Annotated in this window: 24 protein-coding genes and 1 pseudogene; 11 read left to right on the forward strand and 14 right to left on the reverse strand. The window is 65.9% G+C overall.

Features of this window, described 5'->3' with window-relative positions; translation table 11 throughout:
- Positions 1-362: 362 nt before the first annotated feature.
- Positions 363-548: pseudogene (locus TSH20_RS17030) on the reverse strand (transposase); the annotation flags it as partial.
- Positions 549-821: 273 nt separating this feature from the next.
- On the opposite strand from TSH20_RS17030, the gene TSH20_RS17035 reads away from it, so the two are divergent.
- On the forward strand, positions 822-2,528 hold the full coding sequence (locus tag TSH20_RS17035; protein WP_085082794.1) for a methyl-accepting chemotaxis protein: 1,707 nt from the start codon (positions 822-824) through the stop codon (positions 2,526-2,528).
- 262 nt (positions 2,529-2,790) lie between these two features.
- On the opposite strand, the gene TSH20_RS17040 is transcribed toward TSH20_RS17035, so the two are convergent.
- Complete coding sequence (locus TSH20_RS17040; RefSeq protein WP_109075854.1) at positions 2,791-3,117, reverse strand: hypothetical protein; 327 nt, start codon at positions 3,115-3,117, stop codon at positions 2,791-2,793.
- Between the two features lie 73 nt (positions 3,118-3,190).
- On the opposite strand from TSH20_RS17040, the gene TSH20_RS34665 reads away from it, so the two are divergent.
- Complete coding sequence (locus TSH20_RS34665) at positions 3,191-3,472, forward strand: hypothetical protein (protein WP_143266315.1); 282 nt, start codon at positions 3,191-3,193, stop codon at positions 3,470-3,472.
- Between the two features lie 79 nt (positions 3,473-3,551).
- Here TSH20_RS34665 and TSH20_RS17045 read toward each other — a convergent pair whose 3' ends face one another.
- Both TSH20_RS17045 and TSH20_RS17050 read right to left on the reverse strand, forming a co-directional pair.
- Positions 3,552-3,929 (reverse strand): type II toxin-antitoxin system VapC family toxin, encoded by a 378-nt coding sequence (locus TSH20_RS17045; RefSeq protein ID WP_085082790.1) that lies wholly within the window; start codon positions 3,927-3,929, stop codon positions 3,552-3,554.
- Positions 3,926-4,168, reverse strand: a complete 243-nt coding sequence (locus tag TSH20_RS17050) for a type II toxin-antitoxin system Phd/YefM family antitoxin (RefSeq protein ID WP_085082788.1) — start codon at positions 4,166-4,168, stop codon at positions 3,926-3,928. Before TSH20_RS17050 ends, TSH20_RS17045 begins: the two co-directional genes overlap by 4 nt.
- 590 nt (positions 4,169-4,758) lie before the next feature.
- Here TSH20_RS17050 and TSH20_RS34670 point away from each other — a divergent pair.
- The 4 genes from TSH20_RS34670 (at position 4,759) to TSH20_RS17070 (ending at position 6,972) form a co-directional block, all read left to right on the forward strand.
- Positions 4,759-4,962: a hypothetical protein gene (locus TSH20_RS34670; protein WP_143266314.1), complete on the forward strand. Its 204-nt coding sequence runs from the start codon at positions 4,759-4,761 to the stop codon at positions 4,960-4,962.
- A 95-nt stretch (positions 4,963-5,057) separates the two neighbouring features.
- Complete coding sequence (locus TSH20_RS17060) at positions 5,058-5,420, forward strand: hypothetical protein (protein ID WP_085082783.1); 363 nt, start codon at positions 5,058-5,060, stop codon at positions 5,418-5,420.
- Between the two features lie 53 nt (positions 5,421-5,473).
- Complete coding sequence (locus TSH20_RS17065) at positions 5,474-5,740, forward strand: helix-turn-helix transcriptional regulator (protein WP_158282008.1); 267 nt, start codon at positions 5,474-5,476, stop codon at positions 5,738-5,740.
- Positions 5,737-6,972 (forward strand): type II toxin-antitoxin system HipA family toxin, encoded by a 1,236-nt coding sequence (locus TSH20_RS17070; protein ID WP_109075856.1) that lies wholly within the window; start codon positions 5,737-5,739, stop codon positions 6,970-6,972. Before TSH20_RS17065 ends, TSH20_RS17070 begins: the two co-directional genes overlap by 4 nt.
- A gap of 217 nt (positions 6,973-7,189) precedes the next feature.
- On the opposite strand, the gene TSH20_RS17075 is transcribed toward TSH20_RS17070, so the two are convergent.
- Positions 7,190-7,534 carry a TraK family protein gene (locus TSH20_RS17075; RefSeq protein ID WP_085082777.1) on the reverse strand — a complete coding sequence of 115 codons (345 nt, stop codon included), beginning with the start codon at positions 7,532-7,534 and terminating at the stop codon, positions 7,190-7,192.
- 367 nt (positions 7,535-7,901) lie between these two features.
- On the opposite strand from TSH20_RS17075, the gene TSH20_RS17080 reads away from it, so the two are divergent.
- From TSH20_RS17080 to TSH20_RS17090, 3 genes are all read left to right on the forward strand, one after another.
- Positions 7,902-8,195: a hypothetical protein gene (locus TSH20_RS17080; RefSeq protein WP_085082775.1), complete on the forward strand. Its 294-nt coding sequence runs from the start codon at positions 7,902-7,904 to the stop codon at positions 8,193-8,195.
- Between the two features lie 72 nt (positions 8,196-8,267).
- The gene (locus TSH20_RS17085; protein ID WP_158282009.1) at positions 8,268-8,843 is read left to right on the forward strand and encodes a transposase; all 576 of its coding nucleotides are present in this window, start codon (positions 8,268-8,270) and stop codon (positions 8,841-8,843) included.
- A 102-nt stretch (positions 8,844-8,945) separates the two neighbouring features.
- Entirely contained in the window at positions 8,946-9,131 is a 186-nt protein-coding gene (locus TSH20_RS17090) for a hypothetical protein (RefSeq protein WP_244560501.1), read from the forward strand.
- A gap of 35 nt (positions 9,132-9,166) precedes the next feature.
- On the opposite strand, the gene mnhG is transcribed toward TSH20_RS17090, so the two are convergent.
- The 9 genes from mnhG to TSH20_RS17135 form a co-directional block, all read right to left on the reverse strand.
- Complete coding sequence (gene mnhG, locus TSH20_RS17095; protein ID WP_085082769.1) at positions 9,167-9,511, reverse strand: monovalent cation/H(+) antiporter subunit G; 345 nt, start codon at positions 9,509-9,511, stop codon at positions 9,167-9,169.
- On the reverse strand, positions 9,508-9,789 hold the full coding sequence (locus TSH20_RS17100; RefSeq protein WP_085082767.1) for a K+/H+ antiporter subunit F: 282 nt from the start codon (positions 9,787-9,789) through the stop codon (positions 9,508-9,510). The genes mnhG and TSH20_RS17100 overlap by 4 nt, the downstream gene beginning before the upstream one ends.
- Positions 9,786-10,274 (reverse strand): Na+/H+ antiporter subunit E, encoded by a 489-nt coding sequence (locus TSH20_RS17105; protein ID WP_085082765.1) that lies wholly within the window; start codon positions 10,272-10,274, stop codon positions 9,786-9,788. Before TSH20_RS17105 ends, TSH20_RS17100 begins: the two co-directional genes overlap by 4 nt.
- Positions 10,271-11,902, reverse strand: coding sequence for a monovalent cation/H+ antiporter subunit D (locus TSH20_RS17110; protein WP_109075857.1), 1,632 nt, complete (start codon positions 11,900-11,902; stop codon positions 10,271-10,273). The genes TSH20_RS17105 and TSH20_RS17110 overlap by 4 nt, the downstream gene beginning before the upstream one ends.
- Positions 11,899-12,243 carry a Na+/H+ antiporter subunit C gene (locus tag TSH20_RS17115; RefSeq protein WP_085082761.1) on the reverse strand — a complete coding sequence of 115 codons (345 nt, stop codon included), beginning with the start codon at positions 12,241-12,243 and terminating at the stop codon, positions 11,899-11,901. The genes TSH20_RS17110 and TSH20_RS17115 overlap by 4 nt, the downstream gene beginning before the upstream one ends.
- Positions 12,243-15,224 carry a monovalent cation/H+ antiporter subunit A gene (locus TSH20_RS17120; protein ID WP_085082759.1) on the reverse strand — a complete coding sequence of 994 codons (2,982 nt, stop codon included), beginning with the start codon at positions 15,222-15,224 and terminating at the stop codon, positions 12,243-12,245. Before TSH20_RS17120 ends, TSH20_RS17115 begins: the two co-directional genes overlap by 1 nt.
- A gap of 50 nt (positions 15,225-15,274) precedes the next feature.
- Positions 15,275-15,778, reverse strand: a complete 504-nt coding sequence (locus tag TSH20_RS17125; protein WP_244560500.1) for a PTS sugar transporter subunit IIA — start codon at positions 15,776-15,778, stop codon at positions 15,275-15,277.
- The gene (locus TSH20_RS17130; protein WP_085082757.1) at positions 15,775-16,869 is read right to left on the reverse strand and encodes a universal stress protein; all 1,095 of its coding nucleotides are present in this window, start codon (positions 16,867-16,869) and stop codon (positions 15,775-15,777) included. The genes TSH20_RS17125 and TSH20_RS17130 overlap by 4 nt, the downstream gene beginning before the upstream one ends.
- 67 nt (positions 16,870-16,936) lie before the next feature.
- Positions 16,937-17,791: a universal stress protein gene (locus tag TSH20_RS17135; RefSeq protein WP_085082755.1), complete on the reverse strand. Its 855-nt coding sequence runs from the start codon at positions 17,789-17,791 to the stop codon at positions 16,937-16,939.
- Between the two features lie 167 nt (positions 17,792-17,958).
- Here TSH20_RS17135 and TSH20_RS17140 point away from each other — a divergent pair, with 167 nt between their 5' ends.
- Both TSH20_RS17140 and TSH20_RS17145 read left to right on the forward strand, forming a co-directional pair.
- On the forward strand, positions 17,959-19,572 hold the full coding sequence (locus tag TSH20_RS17140; protein WP_085082754.1) for an MASE1 domain-containing protein: 1,614 nt from the start codon (positions 17,959-17,961) through the stop codon (positions 19,570-19,572).
- Positions 19,562-20,182 (forward strand): response regulator, encoded by a 621-nt coding sequence (locus TSH20_RS17145; protein ID WP_085082752.1) that lies wholly within the window; start codon positions 19,562-19,564, stop codon positions 20,180-20,182. Before TSH20_RS17140 ends, TSH20_RS17145 begins: the two co-directional genes overlap by 11 nt.
- The last annotated feature ends 30 nt before the right edge of the window (positions 20,183-20,212 follow it).

The raw sequence follows: 20,212 nt of genomic DNA on the forward strand, positions 1-20,212 counted from the left end.
TTAGCGGGTGCCGCTCCACCCTGGGGGGTGGGGCATGCCCCACCCCCCAGGGCTTCTTCTCTAGCAAAATTCAAAGACACAAGGGTTCCTCGGCCCGCAGCGCCACGCCGGCGGTGCTGACGCCCTTTTGGAGCGAAATGCGGTAGACCGAATCCGGCGCGCACCCCGTCTCGGCGGCGATCGCGGCTTCGGTCTAGCCGCGGTCGTCCCCACGGGGCACCAGCCCGCCGGAGCGCGCGCCGAATGGTCTGCTCCGAGCACCCCGTCCGGGACCCGCCTCTCCGTCCCGACCGGTCAGACTTAACAGCGCCGCGCGGTGCCGGACAAGGCCGGCGCCACGATCGCGACATTCACCGGCCGACGCCGTGCACCAGCATGCGGCGCAGATAGCCATCCCCAGAATTGGAGATGCCGCCCAGGCGCTCCTTGCCACCGCTCGAATTTTGCCGCGGCTCCAATCCGAGCCAAGCCGCCAAGTGGCGCGCTGAGGTGAAAGTCTTCGTATCACCGATGGTGGCCACCGGCGCCGTCGCAACGATCGGGCCGATGATCGTGGGCTGCATGGGAAGGAACTCCGTATCCAGAGGGGCGATCCCCTTCAGCTGGTGTCACTCACCAGAAACGGGGAGCGTCTATCCCATCTAGCCTTTCAGAACAATCGACCATCCACCGCAATCGCAAATAAATAAGTTTTCTAAATATTTTCGATAAACAGGGAAATCTTTGCAACCCCATGAAATACCTTTAAACCATTGATTAAGTTATAATGTGTCAATTTTCTTCAGATGCTCCAAGCCGTGACTCACAGGATGATACGAGTGATGCAGTTCAGTAATGTGAAAATTTTTGCCAAGATTCTTGTCCTGGTGATTCTGATGTCAGCAGTTACTGCTGTGATCAGCGTGATGGGCGTACGAGCGCTTACGACACTCGATCGGGACGCCGGTGAGATCGAGCAGGCTGGCCGTGAGGCGCTTACTGGCGCGCGCGCCAACCGCAACGTGGTTGGTCTGAATCGCGCAGAATACTACATTGCCGCCGATCCCTCACGCGCTGGGTTAAGTGAGGCGGAGAAGGAGGTCGCCGCTCAGCGGCGCGAACTCGAACAGCGGCTCACCGTTCTGAAGAAGACCGCCGACACGCGACAAGCGGAGTTGCTCAGCGTCATCGATGGGGCCTATGCCTCCTATCTGAAGGAGCTGGATGATACAATCGTCCAGGCCCGCAATGTCGGGGACCAGATTAGTATGGATGCGGCGCGCAAAACTGTTCTCGACTCTGTTACGACGTCGCGAACTGCCGCCAACCAACTTCAGGCTGCCATCAACGCTTACAACAGATACACCGACGACAAGGCAAGTGCCGTTTCGCAGAACGCCAGCATCAATGCCCAATCTGTCCACAACATGCTGATTGCAGTGGCGGTGCTGGGCATTCTCAGCGGTATCGTCGTCGGTTTGCTAATCGCCCGATACGGCATCAGCCGTCCGATCAGCGCGTCGGTCACCAGTCTGCGCGGCCTCGCCGACGGCAACCTGAACGTCGATATCTATGGCGTTGGGCGCAAGGATGAGATCGGCGATATCGCTGGCACGATGCAGGTCTTCAAGGAGAACCTCCAACGTGCCCGCACCATGGAAGAGGAAGCCAAGCAGGCCGAGCAGCGCGCAATGGCAGAGAAGAAGCGCGCCATGAACGAGTTGGCCGACAGCTTTGAAGCCAGCGTGCAGGGCGTGGTCAGCACCGTATCGTCCTCTGCCACCCAGCTTCAAGGAAATGCCCAGAGCATGTCCTCGATTGCTGAGGAAACGACACGTCAAGCCTCCTCTGTGGCCGCGGCAACCGAACAGGCGTCCAGTAATGTCCAAACCGTCGCGTCAGCGGCCGAGGAGTTGTCCAGTTCGATCGCTGAAATCGCTCGGCAGGTAGAATCCGCCGCACACATCAGCCGCACTGCGGTGGATGAAGCGCAACGTACCAACGCCACCGTGGAGAGCCTCGCCCAGGCTGCCGAGAAGATCGGTAGCGTGGTGCTGCTCATCCAGCAAATTGCCAGCCAGACCAACCTTCTGGCGCTGAATGCTACAATCGAGGCGGCTCGTGCTGGTGAAGCGGGCAAGGGCTTCGCCGTCGTGGCGTCCGAGGTGAAGAGTCTCGCCAACCAGACCGGGCGTGCCACCGAGGAGATCGCCAGCCAAATACAAGCGATCCAAAAGGAGACGCAGGGTGCTGTCAGCGCAATCCGGGGCATTGCCGACACGGTTCTGCAGGTGAACCAGATCGCCGCGACCATCACCTCGGCGGTGGAGGAGCAGACCGCCGCCACCGGCGAGATATCACGCAATGTCCAGCAGGCGGCACAAGGCACCTCTGAGGTCTCCCGCAGTATTGTTGGTGTCAATGAAGCCTCCAATCAAGCCGGTCAATCGGCCTCGGAAGTCTTGCGAGCCGCCAGCAACCTCGGACTTCAGGCGCAGACCCTGCAGTCGTCCGTAGATGAGTTTGTCAAACGCATCAGAACTGCATGAAGTTTGTCAAAGGATTAGAGGTGTGATGCTCGACCGCCTTTAGGCGGTCGATGCTCTGTAATGTAGGCGAAACATAAGCTTCCGCGCTGCCGAAGAGTCTGGTTATAATCAGGCCACAGTCACGTCGAGGCGTTGATTCTTCTCTCGTGCTTTACGAAGAAATTTAAGAATGTCTTTTTTACTGAACTGCTCTGCCGCGGCGCTTACGTATAGGATATAGTAGATCTGCCTTTTTTCCATCGATACACGCCCCCTTTCTTACTCATTCACCATCTTCCAGACACTTGGCGACACCGACTCGCAGGGCGTTGAGAGCCTCGTCGAAAGCGAAGTCTTCAATGAGCCGTGCGACGGCGTCGGCATGGTGGCCGAGAACCGAACGCAATTCACCCTCATGTGCGTGAAAGAGGGTGCTCGCCGCCATATCATCAGCCGCAAGCAGTGCCTCAAGGTCCTTGATGACCACACGCATGCGTGATCGGTCGACCGACGACACCATGGCTTCCTGCCCGGACGCCGCCGGCAGCGCCAGCGCGATCGCGGCTTTCAGCGTCTCTACGCTCTGCCCGACGGCTCGAGCGCGCGCCATGAGCTCGTTCTGTGAACCGGCACGGGGTTTGGACGCCGATCGGCACGGTAATCTACTGAAAGTATGAGATCCCTTGGGGTCCTACCTGCGTGCTGTTTCACATCCTGACAGCTTTGCGAGCACCCAGCGCAATTATCACAATGGCATCGGTAACATGAATCCACGACTTGCGCTGCGGCAGCAACCAGCCGTCGAGCTTTCAAAGGAGGGGTATGCTTGGCTCATCCAGCATCTTGAGAACGCCTTCAACCAGCACGGCACCATATCGGCTGAGGAGATGGCGCAGCTTGATTGGCCGGAGATACCGGGCAACGGTGCGGTACCAATGTGGCGCCCTGCTGGGGTGGATGACTGAGGATCATGAGGCCCCACGAGCTGTAGAGGCCCGTCTCCCCGAACTGTGATGCTCCTTGGCGGAGAAATCTCTATTACGATTACGCGATTACCGGCACCCCATAACGGACAACAGCCTGATCGGCCGACACAAGCGTCATCCCCTCGATCTGCGCCTGCGCCACCAAGGCGCGATCGAACGGATCGTCATGGTGGCGCGGCAAGCCCCCCGCGGCGACCCCATGGGCAGCTGTCAGATCGAGCACCTCAATGCCCATCTCCGTCAGCAGGGCGTCCAGCCGCTCGAGGGGAAACGGAAGCCGTCCCAGGGCACGCTTGATCGAAATCTCCCAGACGCTGATGGCGCTGAGGAAAACCTCGTTGTGGGGGTCGACCACCGCGACAGCGGCGGCCGTAGACAGGCGTTCGGGCTGGCTGGTCATCCAGACGAAGATGTGGGTGTCGATCAGCAGTCTCACGGCTCTTCACCTCTGAAGGCCCGCGCCATGCTTTCGGGCAGCGGGGCGTCGAAATCCTCGCCCAGCACCACCTCGCCCTTCAGCAGGCCGAGCGGCCGGGGCGTCGTCCGACGGCGCAGCGGAACCAGACGGGCCATCGGCCGGCCAGCCTTCGCGATGACGATCTCTTCGCCGGCGGCAGCGCGGTCGACCAACTGCGACAGGTTGGTCTTGGCCTCATACAGGTTGACGGGGTCCATGACACATCTCCTTGGTCAAGACTGACCAACCATAAGGCATGTTGCTGGTATTGGTCAATCTTGACCAATACCGGAGCGGGTGTGGATCGGCGTCCAACCCTAGCCGTGCGGACCAAAAAGTTATGTCATTGACTCGGTGAGATAATTTCTTGTGGTAGGTGCCCCTACATAGACACCTGCGGAACGATTTCCTTCAGCAAACCAATGGAATAACCGAATACGAATGCCGGCCGAGATTGAACGCTGATCCACAGGGGATAGAAGTGAAGAGCCGGGATTGAGATGTCAGAGCGGGTCGATGATCACGCCATGGCGCGGGAGTCATTCCAGCCGGTGGTAGAGTCATGTCAGAACCCGGATGGCGGATATGACATTCCGATACGATATTGTACGCCTACGTGAGAGTCGAACGGCGTGCTATCTACCTTGGAGAACCATGCCGTTAGGGGGAACTATGCGTACGTTAGCCGCCATCGTCGTTGCACTCGTCTTGTCTGGATGCGCGGTCGCGTCTGGCACCAAGATCACGGACGGTGAACTCTCAGCACTCAAGCAGCAGAACGCGACCGTCGAGCAGGTGATCGCGCAGTTTGGACAGCCCGCTTCGTCTTCAACGCTGCCTGACGGCTCAAAAGATGCTGTCGTACAGCTATAGTGAAACCAATCTTGTCGGCAACCAGTTTCCTGGGAAAATGGCGTTCGCGCATCTTCGTTTCTCAAAAGGCGGAAAGCTGGTGAGCTTCCAGACCAACGAGATGAACACCCGTCAGCCGAATCAGCGGATCGTGTACTGATTGTACTGGCCGGAGCTGCTCTCTCCGATCGTCACTGCGTCGCTGGCAGTGGCACTTGATCTCCTCGGAGACTCAGTAGCGGAAGAATCGACGCTATGGTGCGCCGCCGCGTCGTGGGCATCGCCATGCCGCTCGGGTGCCACAGCGTCCGCGCCCGTGGGATCACCGCCGATCTGGTCAAGGACGGCACGCTGGAGACCACTGCCGTCCTGACCAACCACACCTCCACCCGCACCACCCAACTCTACGACCGCCGCGGTGGTCGGGTCAGCCTGGACGAGGTCGAGCGTATCCGGCAGATCCTGGGGATGCTGGCTGGACTGGTCCGAGGCCGACACAGCGGCCCCTTCAGGAGGTTCGGTCGCCACGGTTCGCTGCAGACCGCTTTGAGCAGACACTGCCTTGTGTCCAGATATAAGTTGGATCACAATCCAACTTACAGCGAATTTCTGGAATAAGTTGTCTCATGATCCCACTCAGCCTCATGACCCCTGGGGATGTGACACGGACCGTGGCCGCCCGCGCTCGCGCCCGGCGGGTCGCCCTTGGGCTCACCCAGCAGGAGGTTGCCGACCGCAGCGGGGTCAACATCTGGACGCTGCGGCGGTTCGAGGCCAGCGGCAAGCTGGCGTTCGACGCGCTGATCCGCGTCGCCGTCGTGCTCGACGCGATCGAAGAGTTCGGCGCACTGTTCTCGGAACCGGAATTCCGCAGCCTCGATGAGGTGATCGAGCGGCCGAAGCGCCAGCGGGGCAAGCGCCGGACGGTGGTTCGATGAAGCATGTCGGCGTTCTGGCGGTGTCGCTGCGTTGGGGGGAAGGCGACGAGGAGGCTGTCGGGCGCTTGGCCGCCCGCGACGGGAAAACCTATGTCGAATTCGACGATGCCTTCCTCGCCTCCGGCCGGGTGCTGTCCTGGTTTCTGCGAACCCCGCGCCCAGGCGTTCTGCAGGGGCCGGACGCGCCGTTCTCCGGCCTTCATGGTGTGTTCGACGACAGCCTGCCCGACGGGTGGGGGCGGTTGCTGATCCATCGCCGAGCCGCTGCCAGCAAGATCAATCCCCTCTCTCTGACGCCCCTCGACATGCTGGCCTGCATGGGGGAGTGGGCGATGGGAGCCCTGGTCTACCGGCCGGAGACCGAGGAGCCCGTGGATACTGGCGCCATCGATCTCGACCGGATCGCCGCACAGAGCCGCCAAGTGCTCAAAGGGGCGCCCGAGGCGCTCTTCCCCACCTTGCTGCGGGTGGGCGGCTCCCCCGGCGGCGCCCGGCCGAAGGCGGTGGTTTGCCACGACGATCGCAGCGGCGATCTGATCCATGGCGCCCTGGTGGCGCCGGAGGGCTGGTCGCACTGGCTGGTGAAGTTCCGCGGCAAAGACGACCCGGCGGACATCGGTCCGATCGAGCAGGCCTATGCCGAGATGGCGCGCACCGCCGGTTTGACCCTGCCGCCCACCTGTCTGCTGCCGAGCGGAAGCCCAAAGACGCCCGCCTACTTCGCCGCGCAACGGTTCGACCATGTCGGTCCGGCCGGCCGGCTCCACCTCCACGCCGACTTTCGGCAGCCGAGCCTGGACTACAAGACGCTGATGATCCTCACCTTCCAGCTCACCAAGGATCATCGGCAGGTGGTCGAGATGTTCCGGCGCGCCGCCTTCAACCTGTTCGCCCACAACCGGGATGATCACGGCCGCCAGTTCGCTTACCTGATGGACCGGACGGGCCGCTGGTCGCTGGCGCCGGCCTACGACCTGACCTATGCGGACGGCCCCGGAGGCGAGCATTCCACCGCCATCCTGGGCGAAGGGCGGGATCCCGGCGAGCGGCAGCTGCGGGCGATGGCGGCGGAGTTCTCCCTTCCGCCGGCCGACGTCACCGGCATCATTGACCAGGTGCGCGGCGCGGTGGACCGCTGGCGCGAGTTTGCCGAGGACAGCGGGGTGGGGCGCACGTCACGCAGCCGGATTGGGTCTGTGATCGCGCCGCGGCGGACCGGTCGGAAACCCTGACCGGAGGTGCCGCGACAGGCAGTCCCGCTGTCCTGCGGTGTCGACGCAGGGGACGAGCCGGCCGTTGGCGATGAGGTCCTGGGCCAAGCCAGATGAGATCATCGACTTTCCGCCCCCCGTTTTTCCTCGGAGTATCCTGTGAATTCAAACAGGCGGTTTGGGGAACGCCGGCACCTCCTCTGCGGCCTGTTTGACCTTCAGAGTCATCCGTCGCTTCTTAAATCAGGTCTGCAGGGTTCTTCGCGCGAGGATTGTAGGTGAACTGCTTGATTTTGGGCTCGCCAGCGTCCGGTTTGGAGACCTGCGGCGCGTGTGCTGGCGGGTCGGGCAGCGGTGCCACAGGGGGCGTGCGCAGGCGCTCCTTCGGGTCCCTGGCCAGGATCAGCGAGGACACGTAACGCCAGAATTGTGAATAGGACATATCTAACTTTGACGCGTGTCTGCTGTAGACGGTCTTCACCGGCCAGCCCTGCTGCAGCTCAGTGCGGATCGCGTCGATCCTGGCTAGGAAGAGGGCGCGTCGATCACCCTTCCGCCGCTTTGCGGACTGCTGCTCAGCCATTCTTGCCTCGTCATTGTGCCGAGGAGGAGAACGCTAGCAACCCATGAAACTGTCTGCAACCATAAGAAATTTTCTGCAGTTATATGAAATCGTATGAAATTATATGAAATGGAGTCTGCGAAACTCTGCGAACCTTTGCGAATGTCTGCGATTTTGCCTCGGTTGGGATATGCCTTCGCAGAGTTTTGCAGAGGATTGCGGATAATTTCACTTTTGCGGATGGCAAGATATGTGGTGTAGGCCTACACGGCGAAGCCGTGTCGTCCCCCACCACCCGCGCTTACTCGTCCTTCGGGCTCGACACTGCTCTTGCTCTGCGAGGCCTACGGCGGCTGCCGCCGCTTTGAACGCCAGGAGGGAAATCCCGATGACAGCACCGACTGCGGGCGAGACCCGAGACCGGCAACGGCCCTTGAAGGTGTGGGTGAATGCGGCCGAGCGGGCGCGCATCGAGGCGCAGGCGGAGGCGGCCGGATTGTCGGTGTCGGCCTATCTGCGGAGTGTCGGGCTGGGGTATCAACCGCGCAGCGTGGTGGACCTTGAAGCGGTCGAGCGGCTGGCGAAAGTGAACGCCGACCTTGGCCGGCTGGGCGGCCTCTTAGAGCTTGTTCGTGGCAGGCGCATCCCTGGGAATGCTGATCAGGATGCCACTTTAAGCTGAATAGGGGTGTTGCGGCGGGGCGCGGTCTGGTAGGTCTGCGGCCCTTGCTCTGACCGCCTGGATATGCACTCTATGGGCACTGCAGTTCGTCTCGCATGCACCACACCAGCGTCCTGGGACGCGTTCTCGGATGTCGATGCTTTTGTCGAGGAGGTGCTGAGCGAGCTGACAGCGATGGCGGCCGACAGCAGTCACCCAACCCGTTCCGGGCCCAAGCCGGCGCTCACCGGAGCAGCGTTGCGCAAGGCGATCATGGCGATCTGGTGCGTGTGCTTTTGTGGCATGCAATGGCGCGCCATCGGTCAGCTCTCCGGCATGCCCTTCGGCACGCTGTACACCCTCTTCGCCCGCTGGACCCGGCTCGGGCTGTGGCGGCGTTTGCTCGACCGGCTGCGCCGCACGTGGCGGCTGGCCTGCGGCGATATGGCGGAACCGAGTGCCATCGTGAGCGACAGCCGCACCTGCCCGTCTGCTTCGAGCTGTTTTGCCCGCGGCGTAGACGGCGGCAAGAGGATCCGCGGCATCAAGATCCATCTCGCAGTGGAGAAGTACGGCATTCCGCTGGCAATCGATGCTGCGCCAGCCAACGTGCACGACACCAAAGGCATCGTGCCGGTGCTGCGGGAGATCGCTGGGCGCGGTTTCTAGGGACCGGCTATCGGCGATCTCGGTTATCGTGGCGAGCGCCTCGCCGACGCCGGGGAGGCGCTCGGCATCCCCGTCCAGCCGATCGCCCGCGGCCGCGACGGGATGTTCATCCCCACCGAAATCGCCTGGGTGGTGGAGCGCTCCTTCAGCTGGATCAGTCGCTACCGTCGATTGAACATTATCATCGACTGGACAAAGGACCATCTCGTTGCCTTCGTCCAGATCGCCTTCATCTCCATCCTCTCCAGGCGTCTGAAGCGGCTCATTCCCCAGGAAGTCAGCGCGTAATGCTAAGAACAAGCTCTTAGCTCGGGGGACCGCCCTCAAGTCGACGGCGGCACGTCGTCGTTGCCTTCCGTGCGGTCGCGATACAGCGCCGCGCGGGCCAGCAGCATCAGGGTGATGGGCGTCGTGACAACCATCAACACCGTGATCAGCACCTCATGCAGCACGGGGCGTGACTGCAGAACCGAGAAGAACAGCATGGACGCGATCAGCACGAAGCCGATGCCCAGCGTCGACCCCAGCGTCGGGGCGTGGATCCGTTCGTAGAAGCTGCCGAACCGCAACAGTCCGAACGAACCGATCAACGCCAGGGCGGCGCCGAGCAGGAGGAGCAGGGCGGTCAGCAGCGCTGCCCATGACGGGAGTTCGGCCAAGTGCGTCATTCGATCACCTCTCCACGCATGAGGAACTTGGCGATCGCCGCCGTCGAGACGAACCCCAACAGGGCGATGATGAGCGCCGCCTCGAAATACAATGTGCTTGTCGTGCGGATGCCGAAGATCAGCAGCAGCATCGTCGCATTGACGTAAAGGGCGTCGAGCCCGACCACCCTGTCCTGCGCCCGCGGGCCCCGGAAGATGCGGACCACCGCGCAGCCCATGGCGAGGACCAGCAGGATCTGCGCTATGAGGATGGACCAGATCAGAATGGTCGTGATCATTCGAACACCTCGATCAGGCGTTTTTCGTACCGTTCCTTGATGGTTTCGATCCACACGCGCTCGTCGACGAGGTCGAGGATGTGAAGGAGCACGGTGTTCCCCGCGGAATCGTACTCTACCCAGATCGTGCCCGGCGTGGCCGTGATGATGCAGGCGAGCGCCGCCAGGCCATAGGGCGCGCGAAGGTCGAGCGGAATGCGCACGAAGCCCGAGGTCCGGTTCCTGATGCCGGGCCGCAGGATGATCCGGGCGACCGCGTTGTTCGACCGGACGATGTCGCCCAGGACCACCAGCGTGAGCGTCAGCGCCGCCAGCGGCCGCCGGAAGCGCCCCTCCGGCGGCTCGAGCGGCATCAGCATCCGGACCGCGGCAATCGACAGGACGCCGCCCAGGATGACCGCGCCCGGCGACACACTCTCGTTCAGGATCAGCCACACGGCCAGCAGCGTTGCGGTCAGCAGGGGAAAGGGCAGCCACCGCGTCATCGGACGTCTCCTTCCTGTGGCCTAGACGGCCAGGGCGTCGGCAGGACGCCGCCGACATAGCCGTGCGGCGCGTGCATCGACCGGGCCGTGGCCTCCATGTAGCGCATCACGGGTCCGGCCTGGACGGAGAGCGCCACGCACATCGCCAGGAGCAGCATGACCGGCGCGAGTTCGACGACGCGCACGCGCGGGACGGTGACCGCCGGCGACGCCCAGAAGACGTCGATGCCAGTGCGGGTCATGGCCACAACCGTCGCCAGCCCGGACAGCACGAACGCGGCCAGCAGCGCCCAGGTCGTCGCGGACACGCCGGCGCCGCCCGGAGACAGCAGGGGACCCAGCATGGCGAACTTGGCCAGGAAACCGGACAGCGGCGGCAGCCCCGCCAGGAGAATGGCGCAGGCGATGAAGCTGGAGCCGAGGATCGCCATCGTCGCCGGTATGGGGACGCCGACTTGGTCATCCTCGTCCGCCTCCTCGTCCTCGCCGAACGCCTCGCGCGTAACGGCCAGCACGTCGGCGCCCAGCTCCCGCCCGCGTTCGACCAGCTCGATCAGCAGGAAGAAGCCGGCGATCCCCAGGACCGAACCGGTCAGGTAGAACAGCGCGCCCCCGGTCACCGCGACCTGCCCCGTCCCCACCGCCGCCAGCAGCGTGCCGGAGGAGACCAGCACGCTGGCCCCGGCGAGCCGCGCCATGTTCTGCGTCGCCAATACCGCCACGGAGCCGAAGGCGATGGTCAGCAGCCCCCCGGCCAGCAGCCAGACACCGCCGAAACCCGCCGAGGCCCCGCCGCCCTCGCCGAACATCAGCAGCCACAGCCGCAGAACGGCGTAGATGCCGACCTTGCTGAGGATCGAGATGATGGCCGCCGACGCGGCGTTGACCGTGGCGTAGGTGTTCGGCAGCCAGAAGCCCAGCGGCCACATCCCCGCCTTGATCAGGAAGGCAATGCCCAGGATCGCCGCGCCCGCCTCCAGCAGCGCCCGGTCCTCGTTGGCGACGACCGCGATGCGGCTTGCGAGGTCGGCCATGCTGAGGGTGCCGGCCACGCCGTAGATCATGCTCACCCCGATCAGGAAGAGCAGGGAGGCCGCGAGGTTGATGACGAGATAATGCAGCCCGGCCCGGACACGGGCCAGGCCGGAGCCATGCAGCGCCAGGCCGTACGACGCGGCCAGCATGATCTCGAAGAAGACGAACAGGTTGAAGAGGTCGCCGGTGAGGAAGGCGCCGTTGAGCCCCATCAGCTGGAACTGGAACAGAGAATGGAAATGCGCCCCCGCATTCTGCCAGCGCGCCAGCGAGAACATCAGCGCGGCGACCCCGAGGATGGCGGTCAGCACCAGCATCAATGCGGCGAGACGGTCCAGCACCAGCACGATGCCGAAGAGCGCGGGCCAGTCGCCCAGCCGGTACACGCGCACGGCGGCCTCACCGCCGCCCGCGGGCATGCCGTCGGCCAGCAGAAGCAGAAGGATCGCCAGGACGAGCAGAGCCAGGGCCGACGCGAGGCCGATGGCGGCCTTGAGCGTCCGCCGCCGCTCGTCGATCAGCATCATCAGCGCCCCCGCCAGAAGCGGGATGATGATCGGGGCGATCGTCAGATGGTCCATCCAGCCGCTCATCGGTCCTTCTCCCGGCCATCCACGTGGTCGGTCCCCGTCAGGCCGCGCGCGGCGAGCAGCAGGACGAGGAACAGCGCCGTGGTGGCGAAGCTGATGACGATGGCGGTGAGCACCAGCGCCTGGGGCACAGGGTCAGCGTAGGTGGCGAGGTGGCCCATGGTTCCCCGTTCCAGCACGGGGACCGCCCCCGTGCGCAGCCCGCCGGTCGAGAAGATGAACAGGTTGACGGCGTAGGAGAGCAGCGAGAGGCCGATGATCACCTGGAAGGTCCGCGGCCGCAGCAGCAGCCACACGCCCGACCCCGTCAGCACGCCGATCCCAAGGGCGAGGATGAGTTCCATCAATCGTCTCCCATCGCTGTCGCGGCAGGTCCTGCCACGGGGGCGGCCGAGGGGGCGGCCAAGGGGGCGGCAAGCTCGTCGGCGGGGCGCGGCGCCGCGGCGCGGTGTCCGCGAACCGACTGGCGGGCGAGCGCGATCAGGGTCAGCATCGTGGCGCCGACGACCAGGGCGAAGACGCCGATGTCGAAGATCAGGGCGCTCGTCACCGGAACCGTGCCGACGAGGGGCAGTTCCGCGTAGCTGAAATAGGTCGTCAGGAAAGGACGTCCGAACGCCCAGGCGGCGAGGCCGGTGCCCGTCGCCAGCAGGAGGCCGAGGCCCATCCAGCGCAGCGGAAGCACCCGCAGGCGCGCCTCGACCCACTGGGTCCCACCCAGCATGTACTGCAGGATCAGGGCGATGGACGCGGTCAGGCCAGCCGCGAAGCCCCCGCCGGGCAGATCGTGGCCGCGCAGCAGGAGGTACACCGCGACCAGACCGATGACCGGGAACAGCAGCCGGGCGATGATGGACGGGATCAGCAGCCAGTCGGCAACGGTGTCGCCCTCCCGCCGTCCGGGCCGGGCGATGTCGTGGGCGCTCTGGTCGCGCTGCTGTTCCGGAACATCTACGCTGTCGGGGGCCGGGCGGAAGCGCCGCAGCAGCGCATAGGCGGTGAGCGCCACCACGCCCAGGACGGTGATCTCGCCCAGCGTGTCGAAGCCGCGGAAATCCACGAGGATGACGTTAACCACGTTGGTGCCGCCCCCTTCCGTGTAGGAGCGCTCCAGGAAATGCTCCGCCAGGATCTCCGGCGGGAACCGGGTCATGACGCCGAACGCCAGCGCCGCCATGCCGAGGCCGGCGGCGACGGCGATGGCGAGATCGCGCAGGCGGCGCGTCGCGGTGATGACCTCCGGCGGACGCGCGCCGGGCACGTCCAGGCGCTTGGGCAGCCAGCGCAGCCCGAGCAGGAGCAGGATGGTGGTGACGACTTCGACCAGCAGCTGGGTGAGGGCGAGGTCGGGCGCCGAGAACCAGACGAAGGTGACGCAGGTGACCAGTCCCGTGCCGCCGAGCAAGATCAGGGCGACGAGCCGGTGGTACTTGGCCTGCCACGCCGCGCCGACGGCGCAGGCCGCTCCGATCGCCCAGATCAGCGCCAGAACGGGATCGATGCCGGAGGGAATGAGGTTGCCGGGGCCGAGCCCGCGCAGCCAGACGGTCCAGCCCGCGGCCAGTACCGCCACGCACACCACCAGCCGCAGCTGGGGTTGCAGGCGCCGGGTGCCGAGCAGCCCCTCGAGCGTCCGCGCCAGACGCCAGGACAGGAAGACCATGGTGCGTTCGAACATGCGCTGGCCCTGCAGGCCGCCGATCAGCGGCGCCCCTTCCACGCCCTTTTTGAGATGCCGCTGGAGCATGAGGTAGAGCGAGACGCCGGCGACCAGGGCGATCAGGCTCATCAGCAGGGGAAGGGAGAAGCCGTGCCAGACCGCGAGGCTGTAATCCGGCGTGGCGGCGCCCAAGGCCGCATGCGCCGCCATATCCAGATACGGCCCCACGGTGGCCGCCGGGAGAAGGCCGATGATGATGCAGGCCAGCACCAGGATCTCCACCGGGAACCGCATCCAGGTCGGCGGCTCGTGCGGCGTGAGCGGAAGGTCCACCGGGTCGGGGCCGAAGAAGGCGCCGTGGATGAAGCGCAGCGAGTAGGCCACGCTGAAGGCGCTCGCCACCGTGGCGGCGGCCGGAAGGACATCGAGGAGAAACGGCAGCGGCCCCTCGGCCGACAGCGCCTCGGCGAAGAACATCTCCTTGGACAGGAAGCCGTTGAGCAGCGGCACGCCGGCCATGGCCGCCGCCGCGACCAGGGCCAGCCGCGCGGTGAACGGCATGAAGCGGTTCAGGCCCGACAGGCGCCGGATGTCGCGCGTGCCGGTCTCGTGGTCGATGATGCCCGCGGCCATGAACAGCGACGCCTTGAACGTCGCGTGGTTGATGATGTGGAAGATCGCCGCCACCATGGCGAGCTTGCTGTTGAGGCCGAGCAGAAGCGTGATCAGTCCGAGATGGCTGATGGTCGAATAGGCCAGCAGGCCCTTCAGGTCGTGCTGGAAGATGGCGATGTAGGCGCCGAGGATCAGGGTGGTGACCCCGGCCGTGCCCACGATCCAGAACCAAGCGTCGGTCCCCGCCATCACCGGCCAGAGACGCGCCATCAGGAAGACCCCCGCCTTCACCAGCGTCGCCGAATGCAGATAGGCGGAGACCGGCGTGGGCGCCGCCATGGCGTGCGGCAGCCAGAAGTGGAAGGGGAACTGCGCGCTCTTGGTCAGGGCGCCCAGGAGGATGAGGACCAGCGCCGGAAGATAGAGCGGATGGGTACGGATCCGGTCGCCCGAGGCCAGCACGGCGTCGAGGTCGTAGCTGCCCACGATGTGGCCGAGCACCAGCACGCCGGCGAACAGGCAGAGCCCGCCGGTGGCGGTGATGGTCAGCGCCATGCGGGCGCCGTCGCGCGCGGCCGCCAGATGATGCCAGTAGCCGATCAGCAGGAAGGAGAAGAGGCTGGTCAGTTCCCAGAAGAAGGCGAGCTGGATCAGGTTGCCGGAGATGACCACACCGGTCATCGAGCCCATGAAGGCAAGGAGGAAGGCGAAGAAGCGCGGGACCGGGTCGTCCTCGGCCATGTAATACCGCGCGTAGACGATCACCAGCGCGCCGACGCCGGACACCATACCCGCGAACAGCCAGGCGAAGCCGTCCATTCTCAGGACGAGGTTGAGCCCGAGGGACGGCATCCACGCGATCTCGTGGCGGAGCACGCCGCCCGCCGCCACTGTCGGATAGCCGGCCCACACCAGCGCGACCCCGGCCGCGGCGATCCCACCGGCCAGCCACGCCGCAGCGTTGCGGGCGTGCGTCGGCAGCAGCCCGGCAGCAATTGCGCCGAGGAAGGGAAGACCGACGAGGGTCAGGAGCAGGAGGGCGTCGGGCATGCGTTCTTACACTTGATCGTCGTTGCGGTGGGGGTGGTCGACGACGGCGGTCATTCCCCGGGTGGCGTATCGTCCTGGGCCGCTTCGGGAGGAACTGCCTGGAGCACCAGCTGGACCACATCCTCGGCCGTCTCCGCGGCGCGCAGCCGGCGCAGCGTCTGCGGTTCGCGCAGGGCACGACAGATTTCCGACATGGTGGGCAGCAGGCCCTTGCGGGCCGCAGCGGGCCAGAGCACCAGGAAGACGAGATCCACGGGCTCCTCGTCGCGGGCGTCGAAGTTGACGGCGCGGCGGAGCCGGGCGAACAAGACCAGCGGCGCCCGGGCATCCTGGATCTCGGCATGGGGAAGCGCGACCCCCCGGCCGAGCCCGGTGGAGCCGATCTTCTCGCGCGCCTGAAGCGCGCTGAGGACCTCCGGCTTGGGAAGTCCAAGCCGCTGACCGGCTTCCTCCGCCAGAAGGTCGAGCAGGGCCGCCTTGTTGGGCGGCTCGGCGTCGAGAATGACGTTGGGTGCCGGTAGCAACTCCGGGATGCTCATCGCCGTCTCCATCATGGCGGACTGTCCGCGGTTTCCATTGGCTGGCCTCCGCCGTCAGTCCCTTCACGGACATCCGACATCTGCTGGACGACCAGAACATCGCACGGCACATCGTCCATGATCGTCTTGGCGACACTGCCGGCGATCAGTTCAACAATGGCGTTGCGCCTGTGCATGCCGAGGACCACCAGATCAACGTTTAGATCGCGGACGTAATTCCGCAAGAGCAGCTCCGGCGATCCACTCTCGACCACGACGCGCTCCGGCCACCGGGCGGCCGGCCGCCGCCCCCTCGCGAGAAAGGCCCGGCACTGTTGCACGGCGATGTCCCGATACTCCTGCCGGCGCGCGCGCGGATCTGCGGCCAGCCCGGAGAACGGGGTCTCGTAGGCGTGGAAGACCGTGGGCGCCTGACCGGGAAACATGCGGGCTGCCGCTTCCAGCGCCTCGCGCGACGCGTCGGAGAAGTCCGTGGCGACGACGATGTCGCGATACGGCCCGCGTGGGCGCTCCTTCACGACGAGGAGGGGCAGGCGGGACCGGCGCAGCAGACGGTCTATGGTCCTGCCCAGGAATAGGCGGTCGAGAACGGCGTCACGGGTGATGCCGAACACGATCAGGCCGCAATGCTCCGTTTCCGCCGTGTGCGCGATCGCTTCGGCCGGATCGCCCTCCCGGATCAGCAAGGTGGCCTGCTTGGTGACGGCACCGACGTCGGCGAGCAGCCTCTTCCATGCGAGGTTGCGCGGCGCGACGGGAGACCATGACGGCCGGCGGTCGGGCTCCGGAAGACAGGAGGCGGGCGTGTCGAGCACATGCAGCACCACGAGCGTCGACTGCCACTGGGCGGACAGCGACGCCGCCCGCTCCAGCGCGCGTTCACAGCGGAAGCTGAGGTCGGTGGCCAGCAGGATCCTGTGAGGCGGTCCCTCCGACCGGTCCGGCCGGCCGCCCGTGCGGCGGGCGCCGGGCGGTGTCCGCCGCACAGCCGGGCGCCGTGCGAGCGCGCCCGTCTCGGACTCTGGCCTGAGCGGTACGACGTTGTCCCCCGCCGGCTCATTCTCCATGCGCCATCCCGGCGGCCATGGTTCACGGTCTACGTCCATCGGTCATCTCCGGTGTTTCTGCCCGCGGTGGAAGCGGGTGGCATCGCGGCTCCCGCAGCGCCGGGACTCAACGCTGAAGGTCCCCGACCGAATCGCCTGCCAGCAGGGCGTCGCAGGGCAGGTCGGCGAGCACGTCCTGGGTGACGCTGCCCAGGAAGGCGCGCATCAGACCGTCGCGCCGCGCCGATCCCATCACCACCAGATCGTAGTGCCCGTACCGTGCAGCCCGGACGATCTCCGGAACCGGGTGACCGATCCGCACCTCGCGGGTGACTGCGGGACCGTCGGGAGCCATTCCCCTCAGCATCTTCCCGAACTCGCCGGCGAACTCATGGGTGATATCGCCGGCCGTGGACCGCCCCGTCGGGGAGCGGGAGGCGAGCGGGAGGTCCGCAACATGCAGCAGGTGGAGGTTGCCGTCGCTCAACAGCCGACGCGCGGTCTCCACCGCAGCGCGCGACCGTTCCGAGAAATCGACGGGAACCAGGGCACGGGCATAGGGGCCGTGCGGCTTGTCGCGCACGATCAGCACGGGGGTTTCGTCGGCGATGGCAATCCTTTCGACGGTGGGCGGCAGGAACACGTCTGCCAAGCCGTCATGCGCGTGGACGCCCACCACGACCAGATCGGGCCACCACAACCCGGCATAACCGGCGACCTGCGGTTCCACCGCAGCACCCCGTACGGCGACCGCCCGCATCGTGAGGCCGGCGGCGCCCGGGACCGCGAGCAGATGGCGATGCAGTTCCGCCTCGATATGGTGGAGCGGCAAATGGGCGTACGGACCGTCCCCGTCATGGACGACGTGCAGGGCGGTCAACTCGGCGCCGGACTGGCGGGCGAGTTGCGCCGCGCGCTCCATCGCCCGATCCGATTTCGGTTCGAGGTCCGTGGCCAGCAGAATTCGTCGCAGGTTCTTCATGGCTGTACTCCCCGCCCCAAACGGGCGTGCTGCATTCGGGCGTTCATGTTCAGGACATGATCGGGAATGGCCGCCGGCCCTGTCTATGCCGGCTAATACGGATTGCATCGCGCCCGGCCGTTCCTATCGTTACAGGCGGGATCACCACATCGATCAGGCGGGAGGACATGCCGAAGGATCTCCGGGGCCGCTGGGTCTTCGTGCCGGCCTATCTGGCCGCTCACCTGGCCTTGGACTGGATCAGCTTCATCCACGAGGTCGCGCCGCTCAACATCACCCCATGGAACCCCCCTGCCGGGCTGATGATGGGAATGCTGATCGTCGTCGGCTTCCGCGCCGTGCCGCTGGCGTGGCTGGGATTGATGGTGGCCGACCTGATGGTGCGCGACCTGCCCGTCGCCCTGTGGGTGACGGCGGTGGCGAACGGCATCCTCGCCGCCGGTTACGGCGGGGCGGCCTGGGTGCTGCGCCGGCGGCTCGGTCTCGACCCCCGCCTCGCCAAATTGCGCGACATCGTGCTGCTGCTCGTCGGCGCGGCGATGACGCCGCTGGCGGTGGGGGCGGGTTACATCGCTCTCCACACACTGATCGGCCTGTTCCCCTGGTCGGATTTCGCCGGGGCCCTGTTGCGCTACTGGGTCGGGGAGGTCATCGGAATCGCGGTGCTGACACCCGTCGTGCTGGTCGCCCTGCGCGGCACGGTGCCCCGGGCGTCCTGGAGGGGGGCGGCCGAGATGGCGGCGTACGGCCTGCTCATCGGTGTGACGCTGTGGCTGGATTTCGGACCGCTCGCCTCGGCCCAGTACGAGCACTTCTACCTGTTGTTCCTGCCGGCGGTGGCGGTGGCCGTAAGGCACGGGCTGGCGGGGGCGGCGCTCGCCTCGGCCGTCACCCAGGGCGGGCTGATCGTCGCCATCCAGGTGACCGGGGTGGAGACGGCGCGGACCACCCATTTCCAGCTTCTCATGCTGACCCTGGCGGTCACCGCGCTGCTGCTGGGCGCCGTGGTCAGCGAGCGCCGCCGGGTCGAAGCGGTGATCCGCGAGCGCCAATCGGACCTCGACCGCGCGTCGCGCCTGACCGAAGCCGGCGAGATGGCGGCGGCCCTGGCGCACGAACTGAACCAGCCGCTGTCGGCCGCCATGAGCTACGCCCGTGCCGCCCGCAAGATCGCCAAGCTCGAGCAGGCCTCGCCCCGCCTGAATGAGATCCTCGACAAGACCGTGGTGCAGGCCGAACGGGCCGACAGGGTGATCCGCAGCCTGCGCGATTTCGTGCGCAAGGGGCGCAGCGACCCTGCGCCGCTGTCGGTCGGTGCGCTGATCGCCGATTGCCTGGCGTTGGCGGCCCCCGTCGCCGGACAGCATTCCGTGTCCATCCAGGCCGAGGTGGCGCCCGGCCTGCCGGCCGTCAGCGGCGACGCGGTGCAGCTGCAGCAGGTGATCCTCAACCTCGTGCGCAACGCCGCCGAGGCGATGGACTCCCCCGACCCCCGCCTGCGGCGCATCGTCGTCTTCGCTCACCCCGCAACCGAGGCGGGCTTCGTCACGGTCGGCGTGCGCGACAGCGGGCCGGGGCTGTCGGATGTCGTGGAGCGGAACCTGTTCGCCCCGTTCGTCACCACCAAAGCCACGGGCATGGGGCTGGGCCTGTCCATCGCCCACAGCATCGTCGAGGGGCACGGCGGCACCCTGACCAGCGAGCGCCTGCCCCACGGGGAGACGGTGTTCCGCTTCACCCTGCCCATCCACGGATCCGGGACCGACTTCGATGACGCCTGATGTTCCCGTCATCTTCATCGTCGATGACGACGAGGCCGTCCGCGACGCGCTGGCGGTGCATTTGGAACTGGCCGGGCTGACCGTTCGCCTCTGTGCGTCGGCCGCCGAGTTCCTGGCCGCCGCCGATCCCGACCAGCCGGGCTGCGCGGTGATCGACATTCGGATGCCGGGCATGGACGGTCTGACGCTGCAGCAGGAGATGATCCGGCGCGGCCTGAGCCTGCCGGTGATCGTCATCACCGGACATGGCGACGTTCCCGCCGCCGTCCGTGCCTTCCGGGCCGGCGCCGTGGACTTCCTGCAGAAGCCGTTCGACGAGGACCTGCTCATCGAGCGGGTGCGCGAAGCCTGCGAACGCGACCGGATCGAACGGCAGGCGGGCGTCGAGGCGGCGGAGATCCGTCACCGGATGACCCTGCTCACCCCGCGCGAGCGCGAGGTGGTGGAACTGGTGGCCCAAGGCCTTCCCAACAAGATCATCGCCCGCCGGCTGGACATCGGGATCCGCACGGTGGAGACCCACCGCGCCCGCGTCCTGGAGAAGATGGGCATGCGCAACGCCTCCGAACTTGCCCGCGCGCTGACGCGGCTGGAGCAGGGAAGCGCCTGATCCTCTGTCGCAGGCGCCGGACAAAACCGC

The sequence above is a fragment of the Azospirillum sp. TSH20 genome, from assembly GCF_003115935.1.
In the GTDB taxonomy this organism is placed as follows: domain Bacteria; phylum Pseudomonadota; class Alphaproteobacteria; order Azospirillales; family Azospirillaceae; genus Azospirillum.